18 protein-coding genes, 2 tRNA genes and 1 other RNA gene are annotated in these 17,018 nt (G+C 26.5%); 19 read left to right on the top strand and 2 right to left on the bottom strand.

Features of this window, described 5'->3' with window-relative positions; genetic code table 11:
- Window positions 1–41: 41 nt before the first annotated feature.
- A complete protein-coding gene (locus ACYUDJ_RS20835) occupies window positions 42–1,640 on the bottom strand; it encodes an ABC1 kinase family protein (protein ID WP_003482829.1) in 1,599 nt (532 codons plus the stop codon).
- Window positions 1,641–1,716: 76 nt separating this feature from the next.
- A complete protein-coding gene (locus ACYUDJ_RS20830; protein ID WP_003482831.1) occupies window positions 1,717–2,037 on the bottom strand; it encodes a phasin family protein in 321 nt (106 codons plus the stop codon).
- Between the two features lie 184 nt (window positions 2,038–2,221).
- Between ACYUDJ_RS20830 and ACYUDJ_RS20825 the strand changes: the two genes are divergently transcribed.
- The 19 genes from ACYUDJ_RS20825 (at window position 2,222) to ACYUDJ_RS20735 (ending at window position 16,670) form a co-directional block, all read left to right on the top strand.
- A tRNA-Arg gene (locus ACYUDJ_RS20825) sits at window positions 2,222–2,298 on the top strand.
- Window positions 2,299–2,431: 133 nt separating this feature from the next.
- On the top strand, window positions 2,432–3,994 hold the full coding sequence (locus ACYUDJ_RS20820; protein WP_043030856.1) for a sigma 54-interacting transcriptional regulator: 1,563 nt from the start codon (window positions 2,432–2,434) through the stop codon (window positions 3,992–3,994).
- Window positions 3,995–4,167: 173 nt separating this feature from the next.
- Window positions 4,168–5,370: a methionine gamma-lyase gene (megL, locus tag ACYUDJ_RS20815; RefSeq protein WP_003482836.1), complete on the top strand. Its 1,203-nt coding sequence runs from the start codon at window positions 4,168–4,170 to the stop codon at window positions 5,368–5,370.
- 249 nt (window positions 5,371–5,619) lie between these two features.
- Window positions 5,620–6,066, top strand: a complete 447-nt coding sequence (locus tag ACYUDJ_RS20810) for a nucleoside deaminase (protein WP_003482838.1) — start codon at window positions 5,620–5,622, stop codon at window positions 6,064–6,066.
- 156 nt (window positions 6,067–6,222) lie between these two features.
- Window positions 6,223–6,312: transfer RNA gene (locus ACYUDJ_RS20805), tRNA-Ser, on the top strand.
- A gap of 10 nt (window positions 6,313–6,322) precedes the next feature.
- Window positions 6,323–6,588: signal recognition particle sRNA large type (ffs, locus tag ACYUDJ_RS20800), an RNA gene on the top strand.
- A 113-nt stretch (window positions 6,589–6,701) separates the two neighbouring features.
- Complete coding sequence (gene dnaX / locus ACYUDJ_RS20795) at window positions 6,702–8,327, top strand: DNA polymerase III subunit gamma/tau (protein ID WP_042384047.1); 1,626 nt, start codon at window positions 6,702–6,704, stop codon at window positions 8,325–8,327.
- 65 nt (window positions 8,328–8,392) lie between these two features.
- On the top strand, window positions 8,393–8,734 hold the full coding sequence (locus ACYUDJ_RS20790; protein WP_003482842.1) for a YbaB/EbfC family nucleoid-associated protein: 342 nt from the start codon (window positions 8,393–8,395) through the stop codon (window positions 8,732–8,734).
- Window positions 8,735–8,766: 32 nt separating this feature from the next.
- Window positions 8,767–9,363: a recombination mediator RecR gene (gene recR, locus ACYUDJ_RS20785; RefSeq protein WP_030032720.1), complete on the top strand. Its 597-nt coding sequence runs from the start codon at window positions 8,767–8,769 to the stop codon at window positions 9,361–9,363.
- Window positions 9,364–9,419: 56 nt separating this feature from the next.
- A complete protein-coding gene (locus tag ACYUDJ_RS20780; protein ID WP_003482845.1) occupies window positions 9,420–9,683 on the top strand; it encodes a YaaL family protein in 264 nt (87 codons plus the stop codon).
- Window positions 9,684–9,829: 146 nt separating this feature from the next.
- On the top strand, window positions 9,830–10,090 hold the full coding sequence (locus tag ACYUDJ_RS20775; RefSeq protein WP_003482847.1) for a pro-sigmaK processing inhibitor BofA family protein: 261 nt from the start codon (window positions 9,830–9,832) through the stop codon (window positions 10,088–10,090).
- Window positions 10,091–10,238: 148 nt separating this feature from the next.
- Entirely contained in the window at window positions 10,239–10,931 is a 693-nt protein-coding gene (gene sfsA / locus ACYUDJ_RS20770; protein WP_043030862.1) for a DNA/RNA nuclease SfsA, read from the top strand.
- A gap of 54 nt (window positions 10,932–10,985) precedes the next feature.
- Entirely contained in the window at window positions 10,986–11,477 is a 492-nt protein-coding gene (locus ACYUDJ_RS20765) for an NAD(+) diphosphatase (RefSeq protein ID WP_003482851.1), read from the top strand.
- A 110-nt stretch (window positions 11,478–11,587) separates the two neighbouring features.
- Window positions 11,588–12,304 (top strand): beta/alpha barrel domain-containing protein, encoded by a 717-nt coding sequence (locus ACYUDJ_RS20760; protein ID WP_003482853.1) that lies wholly within the window; start codon window positions 11,588–11,590, stop codon window positions 12,302–12,304.
- Between the two features lie 141 nt (window positions 12,305–12,445).
- Window positions 12,446–13,234 (top strand): EFR1 family ferrodoxin, encoded by a 789-nt coding sequence (locus tag ACYUDJ_RS20755; RefSeq protein WP_003482855.1) that lies wholly within the window; start codon window positions 12,446–12,448, stop codon window positions 13,232–13,234.
- An 18-nt stretch (window positions 13,235–13,252) separates the two neighbouring features.
- The gene (locus ACYUDJ_RS20750) at window positions 13,253–13,414 is read left to right on the top strand and encodes a hypothetical protein (protein WP_003482857.1); all 162 of its coding nucleotides are present in this window, start codon (window positions 13,253–13,255) and stop codon (window positions 13,412–13,414) included.
- A gap of 385 nt (window positions 13,415–13,799) precedes the next feature.
- The gene (locus tag ACYUDJ_RS20745) at window positions 13,800–14,504 is read left to right on the top strand and encodes a tRNA threonylcarbamoyladenosine dehydratase (RefSeq protein ID WP_003482860.1); all 705 of its coding nucleotides are present in this window, start codon (window positions 13,800–13,802) and stop codon (window positions 14,502–14,504) included.
- Window positions 14,505–14,587: 83 nt separating this feature from the next.
- A complete protein-coding gene (locus ACYUDJ_RS20740) occupies window positions 14,588–15,697 on the top strand; it encodes an MFS transporter (protein ID WP_043030864.1) in 1,110 nt (369 codons plus the stop codon).
- 28 nt (window positions 15,698–15,725) lie between these two features.
- Window positions 15,726–16,670 (top strand): GNAT family N-acetyltransferase, encoded by a 945-nt coding sequence (locus tag ACYUDJ_RS20735; RefSeq protein WP_003482864.1) that lies wholly within the window; start codon window positions 15,726–15,728, stop codon window positions 16,668–16,670.
- The last annotated feature ends 348 nt before the right edge of the window (window positions 16,671–17,018 follow it).

The following is a 17,018-nucleotide window of genomic DNA, read 5'->3' as shown; positions in this document are numbered from 1 at the left end:
TCAATAAATTAATAGAAATATCGGAAATATTCATAAATAGATTATAATTTACCAGATTTTATTATAGATATAAGAAGCCAAAAACCCATAAAGGCTGCAATAAGATATCCTAATATTCCTATTATAGATATATCATAAAATTTAGGACCAATATTAGAATTAAGTATAAAAGAAGATCCAATTATCATTGAAGATATTATTAAAGCAAAAACTATTCTGTTTATCATTCTATTTAGCTCATTAATTGATCTATCTAAATTATTGACATTAAGTTGAATTTTTGATCTACCATTTAAAATACTATTTAATAGTTGAATAGTTTTAGTAGGAATTTTTGATAAATCTTCTGCAGTTTTATAACTATTTAATATTAATTCGTCCAAATCAATATTTTTAAAAAGATTAATTTTGTTATTGTTTTTTACATAGGGAATTGCAATATCTAATATTTGAATATTAGGATCTATTTTTTCTAATATACCCTCTATTATAATTAAGCTTCTTATAAGCATGGTTAATTCTTTAGGTAAACTAATATTATTATTATTAGCACATTGAAAGACTTCTTGAAGCATAGAGGACATTTTTATATTTTTTAAGGGAGTAGAAAGATAAATATCAAATAAATAATTTATATCTTCAAATAAATTATTTTTATTTATATAACCTTTTTTTATTCCAATAGACAAAAGTACAGATATAAGTTTATCTACATCTTTAAAAGCTACAGCAAACATAGCTTCATTTAAATAATTTTTCAAATCAGATGTAAGAGTACCCATTATTCCAAAATCAATATAACATATTTTACCTTGACGTATGAAAATATTTCCAGGGTGAGGATCACCATGAAAAAAACCATCTTCAAAAATTTGTTTTAATATAGATATAGCTAATTTATGGGCTACATCCTTTTTATCATAATTTAATTCATCTAAAGACTTTGTATCAGTTATCTTAAAACCATGAATTTTTTCCATAGTAATTATCTTACTGCTACAGTATTTATCTATGGTGTTAGGGATATAAATGCATTTTAGATTTTTATTAAAGTATTTAAACTTTTTAATATTTTCTTTTTCATTAGTAAAGTCTAATTCTAAATTAGTTGCATTTATTAGCTCATCTATAGCCTCTTTAGGATCTATCAATGTATCAAAGGTTTTAATTTTTCCAAGAGTAAATATTTTTTTTAATATGGCTAAATCCATGTTCATTTTTTCTTTTATTTCTGGTCTTTGAATTTTTACTATAACTTCTTCATTATTATGAAGTTTGGCAGAATAAACCTGGGATATGGAAGCAGAAGCTAGAGATTTTTTATCAAAATCTAAAAAAGCATCCTCTATTGATATATTAAATTCCTCAAAGAATATTTTGTTTATATCATTATAATTATCTTCAGGTACACTGTCTTGAAGTTTGGATAATTCTTTTATATAAGGCTCTGATAATATATCAGGTCTTGTGCTTAATATTTGGCCTATTTTTATAAAGGTAGGTCCTAACTCTTCAAAGGCTTTTCTTAAGTTTTCAGGTGCTTTATATTCGTTAAATTTTGAATCTACAATGTGACCAAAACCATAGAATGCTAATATTTTTATTATTTCTTTAAATCTTTGAACAGAACTTAAGTACATTTTAATACCTCTCTGATAACTTTTATCTATATTATAGTATAAATAAAAGCCCTAACCTTAGTTGGGCTTATTAATATTATTTTTCTAATTCAGAAATTTTAGCTTCAATTGATTTTATTTTATTATTTATATCATTTAAATCATTTTTATTAACAAAGTTTAATTCATTAAATATAGAAATTATATCTTCCTTTGTAAGCTGTTTTTCTTCAGATGAATTTTTACATTTTTTATTTTCATCAACAGTTCTTTTTAATTCCTCAGATAATTCTTTACCTTCATTTACAGTAATTTTACCCTTTTGAACCATTTCATCTATTAGATTAGAGGCTTTTTCATAGGTATAAGCAGCTGAACCAATACCAGCTAAAAGTATATTTTTAAATTCGTTTATCACAATATACACCTCCTACTTTTACATATATTATACTACAATAGAATATGCTACATAAATTAAATAATTATTAACTTTAGTATTAACTATAATTATTGAAATTATAGCTAAAATAAGTTATAATATATACAATTCTTGACAATGATCATGAATTGTAATAAACTATTAAAAGTAAAAGAATAAATGAGCGCTCGTAGCTCAGTAGGATAGAGCAGCAGTTTCCTAAACTGCGTGCCGCAGGTTCGATTCCTGTCGGGCGTACCAAAAGCCTTATAACTTAATTGTTATAAGGCTTTTTATTTTTTTGTAAATAATAATCTTAATTAAATATAATTTAAATTTGATATAATATAAACTAATAGGTATTATTTAGTATTCCATAAAAGGAGCGAATTCTATGAAAAATTCTATAAAATTAGAAATAATAACAGAAGATCGTTTAGGCATGGTGCTAGATATTTTAAATGCTTTATATAACGAGAATATGGATATAAAATCTCTAGAGGTATTCCCTAAAAGAATATATATGAAAATAAATAAGAATAGTTCTTACAACAAAAGTATACTAATTAAAAAAATAAAAAATATAAGAGGAGTTGTAACTGTAAAAAAGACAGATATATTACCATATGAAAAAAATGAAAAAAAATTATTTACTATAATTGATTCTTTAGAAGAAGGAGTAATTTTTGTAAATGAAAAATGCCAAATAGAAGTTTTTAATAAGTATTGTGAAAATCTATTTAATACTTTAAAAGAGAATGTAATTAAAAAACATATAAAAGAAATTTTAGGACAAAATCAACTTATACTAGACGCTTTAAAAATGGGAAAAAATTATGATAATCTACAAATTTTTATTAATAATAAGAATAAAAAAGGAATGTATATATCTACAGCAAGAGCTATTAAAGATGATGGAAATAAATCAATAGGTTCTGTTATATTAATAAAAGATTTACAAGAGACTATTGAAATAGCAAATTCTATTAAATATAAAGAAGAAGAAGCATTTAAAGGAATAATAGGAAATAGTGTTTGCATGGAAAATTTAAAAGAAATATGTAAATCAGTTGCTAAAACAAATTCAACAGTATTAATTCGTGGAGAATCTGGAACGGGAAAAGAACTTTTTGCAAAGGCTATATATAAATTAAGTCTAAGAAACAATAAAAATTTTGTTACTGTAAATTGTGCTGGGCTGCAGGATAATTTAATAGAAAGTGAACTTTTTGGTTATGAATCAGGAAGTTTTACAGGAGCTAAATCTAATGGAAAACAAGGATTTTTTAAGCTAGCTAATAAAGGCACTATATTTTTAGATGAAATTGGAGAACTTCCTCTTAATATCCAATGTAAGTTTTTAAGAGTGCTGCAAGAGGGGACTATAAGAAAAATAGGAAGTACTAAGGAAGAAAAAATAGATGTAAGGATAATTGCGGCTACTAATAAAAACTTAGAAGAAATGGTTTTAAATGGACAATTTAGAGAAGATTTATACTATAGATTAAATGTAGTACCTATAGTTATACCTCCACTAAGGGAAAGAAAAGATGATATACAGCTATTGGTAGATAATTTTGTTAAAATTTTAAATAAAAATTTTCATAAAAATATTAGATATGTTGATAAGAAATTTATAAACAAATTATTAAAATATGATTTCCCAGGTAATATTAGGGAACTTGAAAATATAATTGAAAGGGCTATGAATTTATGTTCAGACAATATATTAAGTGATAAAAAATTCACTATAAATACTAGCAATACATTAATAGATAATAAAAGTAGTGAAAGTGGTGCATTACCTTTACAAGATATAGTAGAGAAGGCAGAAAAATCTGCTATACAGAGTGCAGTGAATGAATATAAAAGTTTAAGAAAGGTAGGTAAAGTATTAGGAGTTTCCCATACCACTGTAATGAATAAAGTAAAAAAGTATGGAATAGTCTGTAAATAAATATTTACAACTGTAAAAAAACATTGCCACTTGCAAATAAAATAATAACATAGAATATTGATATAATCCTATATCTTCAATGGTGATATTGTTAATTTATATGTTTATAACCATTGGCATATTATTTGCTCAAATATATATATATATATATATATTTGAAAGGGGATTAATATATGGAGAATATTAAAAAAATGGGGTTTGCCACAAAGGCTATACATGGAGGACATATAGGAGATAAACAGTTTGGTTCATTAGCAACACCAATATATCAAACATCTACATTTATATTTGATTCTGCAGAGCAAGGGGGAAGAAGATTTGCAGGAGAAGAAAGTGGATATATATATTCAAGGTTAGGTAATCCTACATCTACAGAAGTAGAGAATAAATTGGCTTTGTTAGAAGGTGGAGAAGCAGCTGTTGTAGCAGCATCAGGTATGGGTGCTATAGCAGCATCTTTGTGGTCAGCTTTAAAGTCAGGAGATCATGTAGTTGCATCAGATACTTTATATGGGTGCACATTTGCACTATTAAATCATGGATTAACAAGATATGGAGTAGAGGTTACATTTGTAGATGTATCTAATTTAGATGAGGTAAAGAATGCATTAAAACCAAATACTAAAGTAGTTTATCTGGAAACTCCAGCTAATCCAACACTAAAGGTTACTGATATTAGAAAGATATCAAATATGGTTCATGAGAGCAATAAAGAGTGTTTTGTTTTTGTTGATAATACTTTTTGTACGCCATACATACAAAGACCATTAGAATTAGGTGCTGATGTGGTTGTACATTCTGCTACTAAATATTTAAATGGTCATGGTGATGTTATAGCTGGATTTGCAGTAGGAAAAGAAGAATTTATAAATCAAGTTAAATTATTTGGCATAAAAGATATGACAGGATCAGTTACAGGACCTTTTGAGTCATTCTTAATAATAAGAGGAATGAAAACATTACAATTAAGAATGGAAAAACATTGTAAAAATGCTATGGAAGTAGCAAAGTTTTTAGAATCACATCCAGCAGTTGAAAAAGTTTATTATCCAGGATTGGAAAGCTTTAAATACTATCAGCTTGCTAGAGAGCAGATGAAATTACCTGGTGCTATGATTTCCTTTGAGTTAAAGGGTGGAGTAGAAGAAGGAAAAATAGTTATGAATAATGTTAAATTAGCAACTCTTGCAGTAAGTCTCGGAGATTCAGAAACACTAATTCAGCATCCAGCATCAATGACACATTCTCCTTATACAGCAGAAGAAAGAAAAGCAGCTGGTATAAGCGATGGATTAGTAAGATTATCTGTAGGTCTTGAAGATGCAGAAGATATAATAGATGATTTAAAACAAGCTTTAGATTTAATAGTTAAGTAATTATTCCATAAAAAATGCAAATGTTGATTACTTTCATAAGGAAGCAACATTTGTTATTATAAATATAAACAGAGTTCTAAGCTTCAGAGGCAGTTTTTACTTCCCCTGAAGCTTAGAAATCGTTATCCAGGGACGTACCCGCTCTTTATTCCCGCTTTGAAGAAGATGGGAGTATTAGAGCTGGTAGTCATCGGATAAAAATAGAGAAATAATATTATATAAAGATGTTGATATAAAAAGGAGTTTTACATGAATAGTTATATAGAATATGCAATAATTGAAGCAAAAAAAGCATTAGCAATAGGAGAAGTACCTGTTGGAGCTGTTATAGTTAAAGAAAATAAAATTATAGCAAAAAGTCATAATTTAAAAGAGGAATTAAAGGATCCAACAGCTCATGCGGAAGTATTAGCTATAAAAAAGGCATGTAAGATACTTGGAAACTGGAGATTAAAAGGATGTAAGATGTATGTAACATTAGAACCCTGTGCTATGTGTGCTAGTGCAATAATTCAATCTAGAATAAGTGAATTACATATAGGAACTTTTGATCCAGTAGGAGGGGCTTGTGGATCAGTAGTAAACATTACAAATAATAGTTATTTAAAAAGTAATTTAACTATTAAATGGTTATATAATGATGAGTGTAGTAAAATAATAACAAATTTTTTCCAAAATATTAGAAAAAATATATAAAAGTGTTTTAATTTAAAATAATAAATACAATTAATGTATTTATTTTAATATAATTACATTAATTCAAAATAAATATTATATTAAAGTATTGAAGTTATTATAATTTCATAGTATAATACTTTATGTTGACAATAAAATAATGATTAAAAGATTTATGGAGAGATGTCCGAGCGGTTTAAGGAGCACGCCTGGAAAGCGTGTATAGGGGCAACTCTATCGGGGGTTCGAATCCCCCTCTCTCCGCCATTTAATCTTTCCGTGCTAGATGGGGAGTTAGCGGTGCCCTGTAACCTGCAATCCGCTACAGCAGGGTTGAATTCTTCGCTTAGGCTTTAACTTGTGGGGTCTGGCCTGTAAAAGTGGTGTTGATAATTGGGTCCCACGCAACGGAAATTCATGAACTCCGTCAGATCCGGAAGGAAGCAGCGGTAAGTGAACACTTTCGTGTGCCGTGGATAAACCTGATTTGAGCTAACTGTACAGGTAACGCTCATAAGTTAACAGACAAAGCGAAGTGCACGGTTTAATAAGAATTTTAAAGGTACTTTTAAAGGTACCTTTTATTTTTTATAATATAATATTAGTGTATAATATTATATATAGTTTCAATTATTTATGGTAAGAAGGTGGTAACAGTGGGTTATACCGCATTATATAGAGAGTGGAGACCAAGAACATTTAAAGAGGTAGTTGGACAAAAACATATAACAGTAACACTTAAAAATCAAGTTATAGAAAAAAGAATAGCTCATGCTTATCTTTTTTGTGGAACAAGAGGTACTGGAAAGACCTCTACAGCTAAAATACTATCAAAGGCAGTAAATTGTTTAAATCCTAAGGATGGCGAACCTTGTAATGAATGTGAAATTTGTAATAAAATAAATAGTGGAACTTTAATGGATGTAATAGAAATGGATGCTGCATCTAAGAGAAAATTAGAGGATATAAAAGAAGTTATAGAAAATGTAAAATATCCACCACAGGAAGGAAAAAACAAGGTTTACATAATGGATGAGGTTCATATGTTAACTCAAGAAGCAGTAAATGCTTTTTTAAAAACTTTAGAAGAACCTCCGAGTAATGTAATATTCATATTAGCAACTACAGATCCCCAAAAATTACCTATAACTATATTATCTAGATGTCAAAGATTTGATTTTAGAAGAATAAGAAATGAGGAAATATTTGAAAGGCTTAGATCCATAGTATCAGAACAGGGAATATATGCAGATGATAAAAGCCTTAATCTTATAGCTAGAATGTCAGATGGGGCTATGAGAGATGCTCTTAGTATATTAGATCAAGTTATATCTACTGGAGATGGGAAAGTAGAGTATGATCAAGTTTTAGATATGCTAGGATTAGTTACTAATGAAAATCTTCTAATAATTACAAACAGTATAATAGAAAAAGATGTAGAAAAATCTATGAGAATAATAGAAGATATAGTGTTAAGTGGAAAAGATATAAATAATTTTATGAAAGATATGATAACCCATCTTAGAAATATACTTATGGTAAAAGTAAGTAAAAATCCAGACGAAATATTAGATATGTCCAGTGAAAATATTGATTTAGTAAAAGAGCAGGCTGAAAAAATAAGAATAGAAGAAATAATGAGAAATATAAAAATACTTCAAGAGGCAGAACAACAATCTAAATGGGTAAAACAAAGTAGAATATATTTAGAATTGGCTGTGCTTAAGATGTGTAAAATAGAATATGATACATCTAAAGAAGTAATACTTTCAAGGCTTAATAAAATAGAAGAGCTTATAAAATCAGGTAATATAAAATTAGCAATGAAGGAAGAAAAGAAAAAAACAGAATCAAAAGAATTTGATATAAAAAAAATAAAAGAAAATATAAAAGATGAGAAAATAGAAGAAAATTTATTAGAGGAATATAATAAAGACTCTAAATTAACTGTAGAAACTGTAAAAAAAATGTGGCATGATATATTAGAAGCCTTTAAAGCAAGAAGACTTATGGTATTATATGCAGCTTTAGTTACTGCAAATATAACAGATTGCAAAGAAGGTATTATTACTTTAAATTATAATAAGCAGTATTCTTTTAATAAAAAGAGATTAGAAAAGCCAGAAAATAATAAAATAGTTCAGGAAATTTTTTCTGAGGTACTAAAAGAGAAAGTTAGAATAATATATACTGTAGAAGAAAAGGCTAAAGAAGAAAATTTACCAGAAGAAATTTTAAAAAATACTTTTGGAGAGAATATACTAGAAATAATTGATGAATAGCTAGTTAAATATTACAATTATGATATAATAAAAATCGAATTATTTATATTAAGGAGGAATTTTTTATGGCAAAAGGTGGATTCCCTAACATGGGTGGAGCAAATATGAATAACTTAATGAAACAGGCTCAAAAACTTCAACAAGATATGGAAAAAATGCAGGTAGAAATGGAAAAGAAAGAGTTTTCAGCTACAGTCGGAGGTGGAGCAGTTATAGCTGTTGCTAATGGCAAGAAACAAATAGTAGATATAAGAATTAAACCAGAAGTTGTAGATGAAGATGACATAGAAATGCTTCAAGATTTAATAATGAGTGCATGCAATGAAGCTTTAAAGAAAGCTGAAGAAGACACTTCAAGTGAAATGAAAAGATTAACTGGAGGAATGAACTTACCAGGAATGTTCTAAATTTAAGCTAAAGTAAAATAGAGGTGAAAGATTTGGATTTTTATCCTATAGCTATAGAAAAATTAATAGAAGAGTTTGCTAAATTACCGGGCATAGGTTATAAAACAGCCCAAAGACTTACTCTATATGTATTAAATTTACCTAAAGAAGAGGTAAAAGAATTTTCAGAGGCCTTAGTAAAAGCTAGAGGCACAATTAAATATTGTTCTGTATGCGGTAATTTTACAGATAAAGATCCTTGTGCTATATGCGGTAATCCTAATAGGGATAAATCTATTATTTGTGTAATAGAACAACCTAAGGATATAATGTCTATGGAAAAAATAAGAGAATATAATGGAGTATACCATGTATTACATGGCAATATATCTCCTATGGCAGGAAGAGGTCCTGAAGATATAAAATTACGAGAATTAATAAGAAGAGTAGATGGTAGTGTAAATGAAGTTATAGTTGCTACTAATCCTAATGTAGAAGGAGAAGCAACAGCTATGTATATATCTAAAATATTAAAGCCTCTAGGAGTTAAAGTTACAAGAATTGCCCACGGAGTACCAGTAGGTGGGGATTTAGAGTATGCAGATGAGGTTACTTTAGCTAAAGCTTTAGAAGGAAGAATAGAATTATAAAAAAAATTTATGAATATAATTCCCATTTTACGTCTATTATTGAAATAGGAGATAAAATGGGAGGTTTTTTTATAATGAAAAAATTAAATAATATGCAAAACGAAAAAAAATTATTACTAGAATCTATAGACAGTGTAGTATCAGAGATAAATAATATAAGAAGATTGTTTGAGAATGCAAGTGATCCTAAACTAATTGATTATGCTATATATATGGAAGAGGCATTAAAAGCCAAATATATTTATCTCTTAAAAGAAGCTAAAGAAAAAGGTATCAAGGTAGAATATTGTGATACCATAAAAGAAGTTGAAGTAGGATAACTTTATATTTAATAAACCATTAGAAATATAAAATTCTAATGGTTTATTTTTTATTATTTTTTACTTAATATAATATTAAAACAATATATAATTTTTAGTATTAATATAGAATATATATATAATATATATTAGGAGGTGCTCAGTTTATGGGAGTAGAATATATTGCTTATTTTGTTTTAGCTATATTTTTGTTGTTTGTAATAGTAAAAATATTTTCATGGCCATTAAAAGTTCTACTAAGCTTAATAGGAAACGCTATTTTAGGAACAGTATTATTATTAATTTTAAATGTGGTTGGAGGAGCGTTCAATTTTTACATAGGTATAAATATATGGACAGCATTAATAGCTGGATTCTTTGGAATACCAGGGGTTATATTTCTTATAATATTTAAATTATTTCTATAAATCTGTGGATAACTTAAAAAAATAGAAGTTTTCAACAATACGCAGGTTAATGTGTGGATAAAATCTGTGGATATGTGTATAATTATATTTGAATTTATATATTACCTATGAGAGGAGGATTATCGAAATTTTTTTCGATAAAATAAATTTGAAAATAACTAAAAATATATTAAAAGCTGAATTTATAAAAAGGCCAAATAGATTTCAAGCTTATGTAAAGATAAATAAGGAAATAGAAATGGTTCATGTACCCAATACCGGAAGATGTAAGGAGATATTAACACCAGGTTCTACGGTTATATTGAGGGAAGAAAATAATGAAAATAGAAAAACTCGATATGATTTAATAGCTGGATATAAAGGAGATATGCTTATAAGTATAGATTCCCAGATACCTAATAAGGTGGTTCATGAAGCATTAATGAACTTTAAAATAGAAATTCTTAAAGAATACACTAACATTAAAAAGGAAAAAACCTTTGGGAAAAGTAGATTTGATTTTAAATTAGAAAAAGAAAATGGACAAATATACTATTTAGAAGTAAAAGGGGTAACTCTTGAAAATGATGGTTTAACTATGTTTCCAGATGCCCCTACGGAAAGAGGAACAAAACATATATTAGAACTTATAGATGTGAAAGATAAAGGAATGGGAGCAGGAGTACTATTTTTAATACAATTAAATGGTGTGAAGAAATTTACACCGAATCATAAAATGGATGAGAAGTTTGGAAAAGCTTTAAGGTTAGCAAAAGAAAAGGGTGTAGATATTTTAGCCTATGATTGTTTAGTTGAAGAGAATAGTATTTCTTTAAATAACCCTGTATCAATAGAAATCTAGACAAAATTTGAAATTACGAGAAGTGGAGGGAAAGCTTTTTATTAAGCTGAATATATGAAATTTGAATATTGTCCACTATGTGGGGAAAAATTAATCGAAAAATATAGTTGGGATGAAGGGGGAGTCCCATACTGTAAAAAGCATAACATAATGTATTTTGATACTCCTAAACCATGTATTGTAGTAGGTGTAATTAAAGAAGAACATGTTTTGTTGTTAAAGCAAAGTTACATATTTAAAAATTCTAAAGTTCTTTTATCAGGATATGTATCTAGTGGAGAGACCGTTGAAGAAGCTGTTCACAGGGAAGTTAAAGAAGAAGCTGGTATTAATATAAAAGATTTGAAATATCTAGGAAGTGATTATCTAGAGAGTAAAGATATAGTTATGATTACATTTATGGCAACATATAAAGACGGAATTTTAAACAAATCAGAAGAAGTAGAATGGATTAATTGGATACCTATAAAAGAAGCTATAGATCACATGGAAGAAGATGAAATAGGGAAAAAAATAATAAGAAAAATAATGAAGAATTATTTGTGAATAAATTTAAAACTTTAAGAAGAGGATAAAAATAAGAAGGGTTTTAATAAATACATATAGAATCTATTTATTAAAAAATTAAAGCTTTTTAAGGAGGAAAAAATGAGTAAATGAGTAACAAAATTGAAAAAACACCTAAACGTGTACCGGAAATAAAAGGTGTATTAAGAAGTCATATGATAGAAGTTCCTTCAATTATTAGAGAAGCTAGTGGTATTAGAGTTTTTGGAAAAAGAATAAAATCCTTTGTATATAGTACAGATGTTGCTGTTATTAAAAATACTAACGCAGATGCTGTAATAGCAGTATATCCTTTTACTCCTCAACCCATAATAACTCAATCTTTAATTTTAGCTGCGGATATTCCTGTTTTTTGTGGTGTAGGAGGAGGATTAACCACTGGAAAAAGAGTTGTTAATTTGGCCTTAGATGCTGAATTTAAAGGTGCTATGGGTGTTGTTGTAAATAATCCAACTCCTAATGATGTAATACAGCAAATAAAAGATACTATAGATATTCCTATTGTAGTAACAGTCGTATCAGAGTATGAAGACATAGAAGAGAGAATTAATTCAGGAGCCACTATACTTAATATATCAGGAGCTAAAAAAACAGCGTACATAGTTAGAGAAATAAGAAAACGATATCCTGACTTCCCTATAATAGCTACAGGAGGGCCAAGTGAAGCTAGCATAAAAGAAACCATAGAAGCAGGTGCAAATGCTATAACATATACACCACCCCCAGCATCAGACATATTTAGTGAAGTTATGGATAAATATAGATTTAATTTTAAAAAGGAACATGATAGAATGGAAAATGAATAATCCTAAAGGAGCTTAAGTTTAAACTTAAGCTCCTTTTAAGAAAGTTTTAATACTTTTGTAAATATATTTAATATATATAATGTTATTATAAAATAGTGTAAGTATATATATTTAGAAAGGTATTAGGATGGGAGGGCTAATATGAATGGGATACTATTTTACTTTAGTGGAACAGGTAATACCAAATGGGTAGCAGATAAAATAGAAAGTAAATTATGCAAATTAGATAATACTATACATAAAGTTAATATAGAAAATGTTGATGAGGATGTATTAAATAAAATTCATAATTATAATTTTATAATAATAGGAACACCTATCTATGCTGAGATGGGGCCAAAACTAATACAGGATTTTGTTAATAATATTCCTAAAGCAAAAGAAAAAATTAAATGCATACTATATTCAACTCAAGGCGGCAATACTGCTTGTGAAACAGAGAGTATGCATAAAATTTTATGTGATAAGGGTTATGATGTAGTTATAAAGATTAATATAAAGATGATAAATAATTATTATTTTTCTTTAGGTAAAAAGCCAGATAAAGCTGAAATAGAAAATATATTAAGAAATGCAGAAAAAAAAGTAGATCTAGTTGTAGATAAATTTTCAAAGGGAGAAAGATATTTAGAAAATATAAGTAAAACTAGATTATTTTTTGGGAAAATAGCATCTAAAGGATTTAATAAATTCCTTCCCAAATTATCAAACAATCTTAAATCTACAGAACATTGTATTAAATGTGGTATGTGTGTTAGAAATTGTCCAAAAGGAAATATAGTATTTGAAAATGGAGGAGTAGTTTTTCATAGTAATTGTATATTGTGCTTAAGATGCATATATATATGTCCAAGTAATGCAATATTCTATAAAGAAAAAAGAATAGATCAAATAGAAAAAAATATAATAAAATTATTGGACATAAAATAGGAGGCAAGGTATTATAATATGAATATAAATAGTGATAATTGTAGCAAATGTATAGATATATTAAAAAGTAACTGTGATGGTAATGTAGAAAACTGTATTTGTAAAAAGTGTGTTAGAAATATAGAAAAGTGTATAATTACTAAGTATTGTTCAGAAACAGAATCTACATTAAGTATATAGCAAATGGTAAAAAATACAATACATTGATAAAATGGCAAAAATATGGTAATATTTTAAATATACTATACTTTTAAAAATTGATAATAACAGTTTTTAAAGTTTTATTTTTTTAATAATATATAATTTAAGTTTCGGAATAAGGGTTAAATAATTATATATTGTTATGAAAATTATAATTTTATAACAATCTAACGGTTAAAAAAGGCTAGGAAATAGTTTTGTTATAAAAAAATTTATATAGCTTTATAAACTGTTTATGATTTAAACCTCTATTCTTAATTTGAGCGGTTATATATAAGAATAGGGGTTTTTATAATTTTTGTGGATTAAATAATTGATTTTATTATAAAATAGTAGTAATTAAATAAAAACAAGGAGGATTAAAATGGAGAACTGGTTACAAAGAACTGAATTTTTAATAGGAAAAGAGGCTATAGAAAAATTAAATAAAAGTAAAGTTGTGGTTTTAGGTGTTGGAGGAGTAGGAAGTTTTGTAATAGAAGCATTAGTTAGATCTGGAGTAGGGAATATAGCAATAGTTGATAATGATACAATAGATATAACTAATATAAATAGACAAATTCATGCTAATCTAAATACTGTTGGAAAATCTAAAGTTGAGGTAATGAAAGAGAGAATATTATCTATAAATCCTAATTGTAATGTTAAAACTCATCAAGTATTTATAAATGAAGGTAATATAAGTGAAATAGTGGATAAGGATACAGATTATGTTGTAGATGCTATAGATACGGCTTCTTCTAAAATATTAAGTATAGTATGGTGTGATAAGAATAATATAAATATAATAAGTAGTATGGGTACAGCAAATAAATTATACCCTAGTAAATTAAAAATAGCAGATATATATGATACTAAAGTATGTCCATTAGCTAAGATTATGAGATATGAACTTAGAAAGAGGAATATAAAAAGTCTGAAGGTTCTATATTCAGAAGAAACTCCAATAAAAAATAATAATAGACCATTAAATGATAAAGGTAGGCCAACGCCAGCTAGTATAGCTTTTGTTCCACCTTGTGCTGGTCTTATAATAGCAGGAGAGGTAGTAAGAGATATAATTAAATAAAGTATATATTAATTAAATTTATTAGGGGGGAATAAGTCATAAAGAATAAAAATTTTATTTTATTGTTATATATTTTTTTAACAATGATACTAGTAGCAGTTTGTGATAGTACAAGGGGGATTTTTATTCCTATATTTAAAAATGAGTTTAATGTAAATAATACTAAAATAGGATTAATGATTACTATAAGTACATTGGGCTACACAGTATTTACATATTTGGGTGGTATACTATGCCAAAAGAAAGGCCAGAAGAGAGTTTATTCTATAGGACTTTTAATAATAAGTATATCTTTTTTATTATTAAATTTTACGCCTAATTATATAATTCTTGTTATTTTAATGTTTTTGATAAACGGAGGCCAAGCTTTCTTAGCTATATCTAGTAATACAATAATACCTATAATTTTTATAAGTTTTCAGGCTATAATAATGAATTTAGCTCATTTTAATTATGGAATGGGATTAGCTTTATCACAAAGAATTTCTGGTATGCTTTTGTATAGAGGTATAACCTGGAGAAGAATATACCTTTATTTATCAATTATAACTTTCATAGTATATCTATTGTTATTTTTTATTAATGTACCTGTGATTAATAAGTTAAAAGACGATAATAAATTAAAATCCAAAGAAATTTTTAAAGATAAATTATTATATTTTTATATATTTGCATTAGGATTTTATGCATTTAGTGAAATAGCTACAGGAAATTGGTTTGTTAATTTAATGGAGAATGGATATAAATATAATAAAAATCAAAGTTCATATTATATATTTTTATTTTCAGCCTTATTTGCTTTAGGGAGATTATTAGGGGGATTTTTAGTAGAAAAATTCAACTATATAAAGGCTGTATGTACATCTTTGACTGTGGCTTTAATAATGTATTCTATAGGCATAACATTAGGACAAAAGGGGCTAATTTTGATATCATTATCTGGAATATTTTTTTCTATAGTATATCCTACAGTAGTATTAACTATTAGCAAAGTATATTCTACTAATAGTTCTTATGTAACAGGAATAGTAGTAACCTTATCTTCTTTTGTAAATATGATTATAAATTTTTTAATGGGATATCTAAATGATTTAATAGGTATTTATATATCATATTATCTTATTCCTATAAGTTTGTTTATTTCCTTAATGTTCATGTTTTTAATACACAAAAATATAAAAAAATTAGCCTAAAATTTTTGACGTGTAGGGGAGAGGATTTATGAACAATAAATTTAAGGTAAGCATAGAATTAGCGAAAGGTACAGTAAATGAATATATAATTAAAGATATTACAGGGATAAGTATAGGTAGAATATTCTTATTAGAGTTATCTAAAAAAAATAAATATGGCTGTTTTAGATTAAATCTTTATAGAGATGGTGAAAATTCAAATATTTATTTAAATTATATATTAAAAGATTTTTTACAATATTTATTTTATAAAAAAGAAATTTGTAAAATAAATATTATAATAAATGAAAATATGAATACAAATGTTTTTATAGAATATGGATTTTATTTAGAAGGAATTATAAATGATAGTAGATTAATAGATGGTATAAAAACTAGTGAATTTTTATTTGGATTAGACATAGATACTTTTAGGAAAGCTAATTTATATAAAGAATTAAGTATAGAAGGGAAAAATATAAGCTTAAAGCTATTAACGCCTATAAATGCACAAGAATTATTAGATTATTATATAAGAAATGAAAGGCATCTAAAAAACTATGAACCCACACGAGATAAAACTTTTTATACTTTAAAAGGGCAAAGGGATTTATTAATGGATTCATATAAACAATATTTAAATGGAAATAGCTTAGAATTTGGTATATATAAAGATGAAAAATTTATAGGTAAAATAAAGATATCAAATATAATAATGGGCATATTTAAAAATTGCATTGTAGGATATTCAATAGACAAAAATTTCCAAGGAAATGGATATATGAAGGAAGCACTTAAATTATTGATAGATTATACATTTAATGAAATTGATATACATAGAATAGAAGCTTCAACCTTAATAGATAATATTAGATCTCAAAAAGTATTGGAAGGTTGCGGATTCAAAAAGCTAGGTATAAATGAAAAATACTTATATATAGATGGAAAATGGCAGGATCATGTTACTTATTATATAGTAAATAATAATATATAAATAAACTATGCTAGGCGTATCATATATAGTTATTTTTAGTTAATTAGAGTATTTAAAAGAAAAGTTAGATTTAAATTTATATAAAGGAATGTTCAACATTAAACAGCCACAATATATATGATATAATAACAACTGTTCTTTGGTTCTGAAAATTAAAAGAAACAAAGATAGTTGTTATTTTTCAGTTATGATAAATACAACAAAAACAAATTTGAAAAAAGTTCTTGACAAAGAACAACAAATTTGATAAGATATAAAAGTCGCTGAGGCGATGTGGTCTTTGAAAATTAAACAGAGAATTAACAAGAAACATTCTTGTAACAGCCAGTAAGATAAGGTAATAAACCT

The sequence above is a fragment of the Clostridium sp. CTA-6 genome (genome assembly GCF_054768115.1).
The sequence above is the reverse complement of the archived record's forward strand: the minus strand, read 5'-3'. Positions and strand labels throughout refer to the sequence as shown.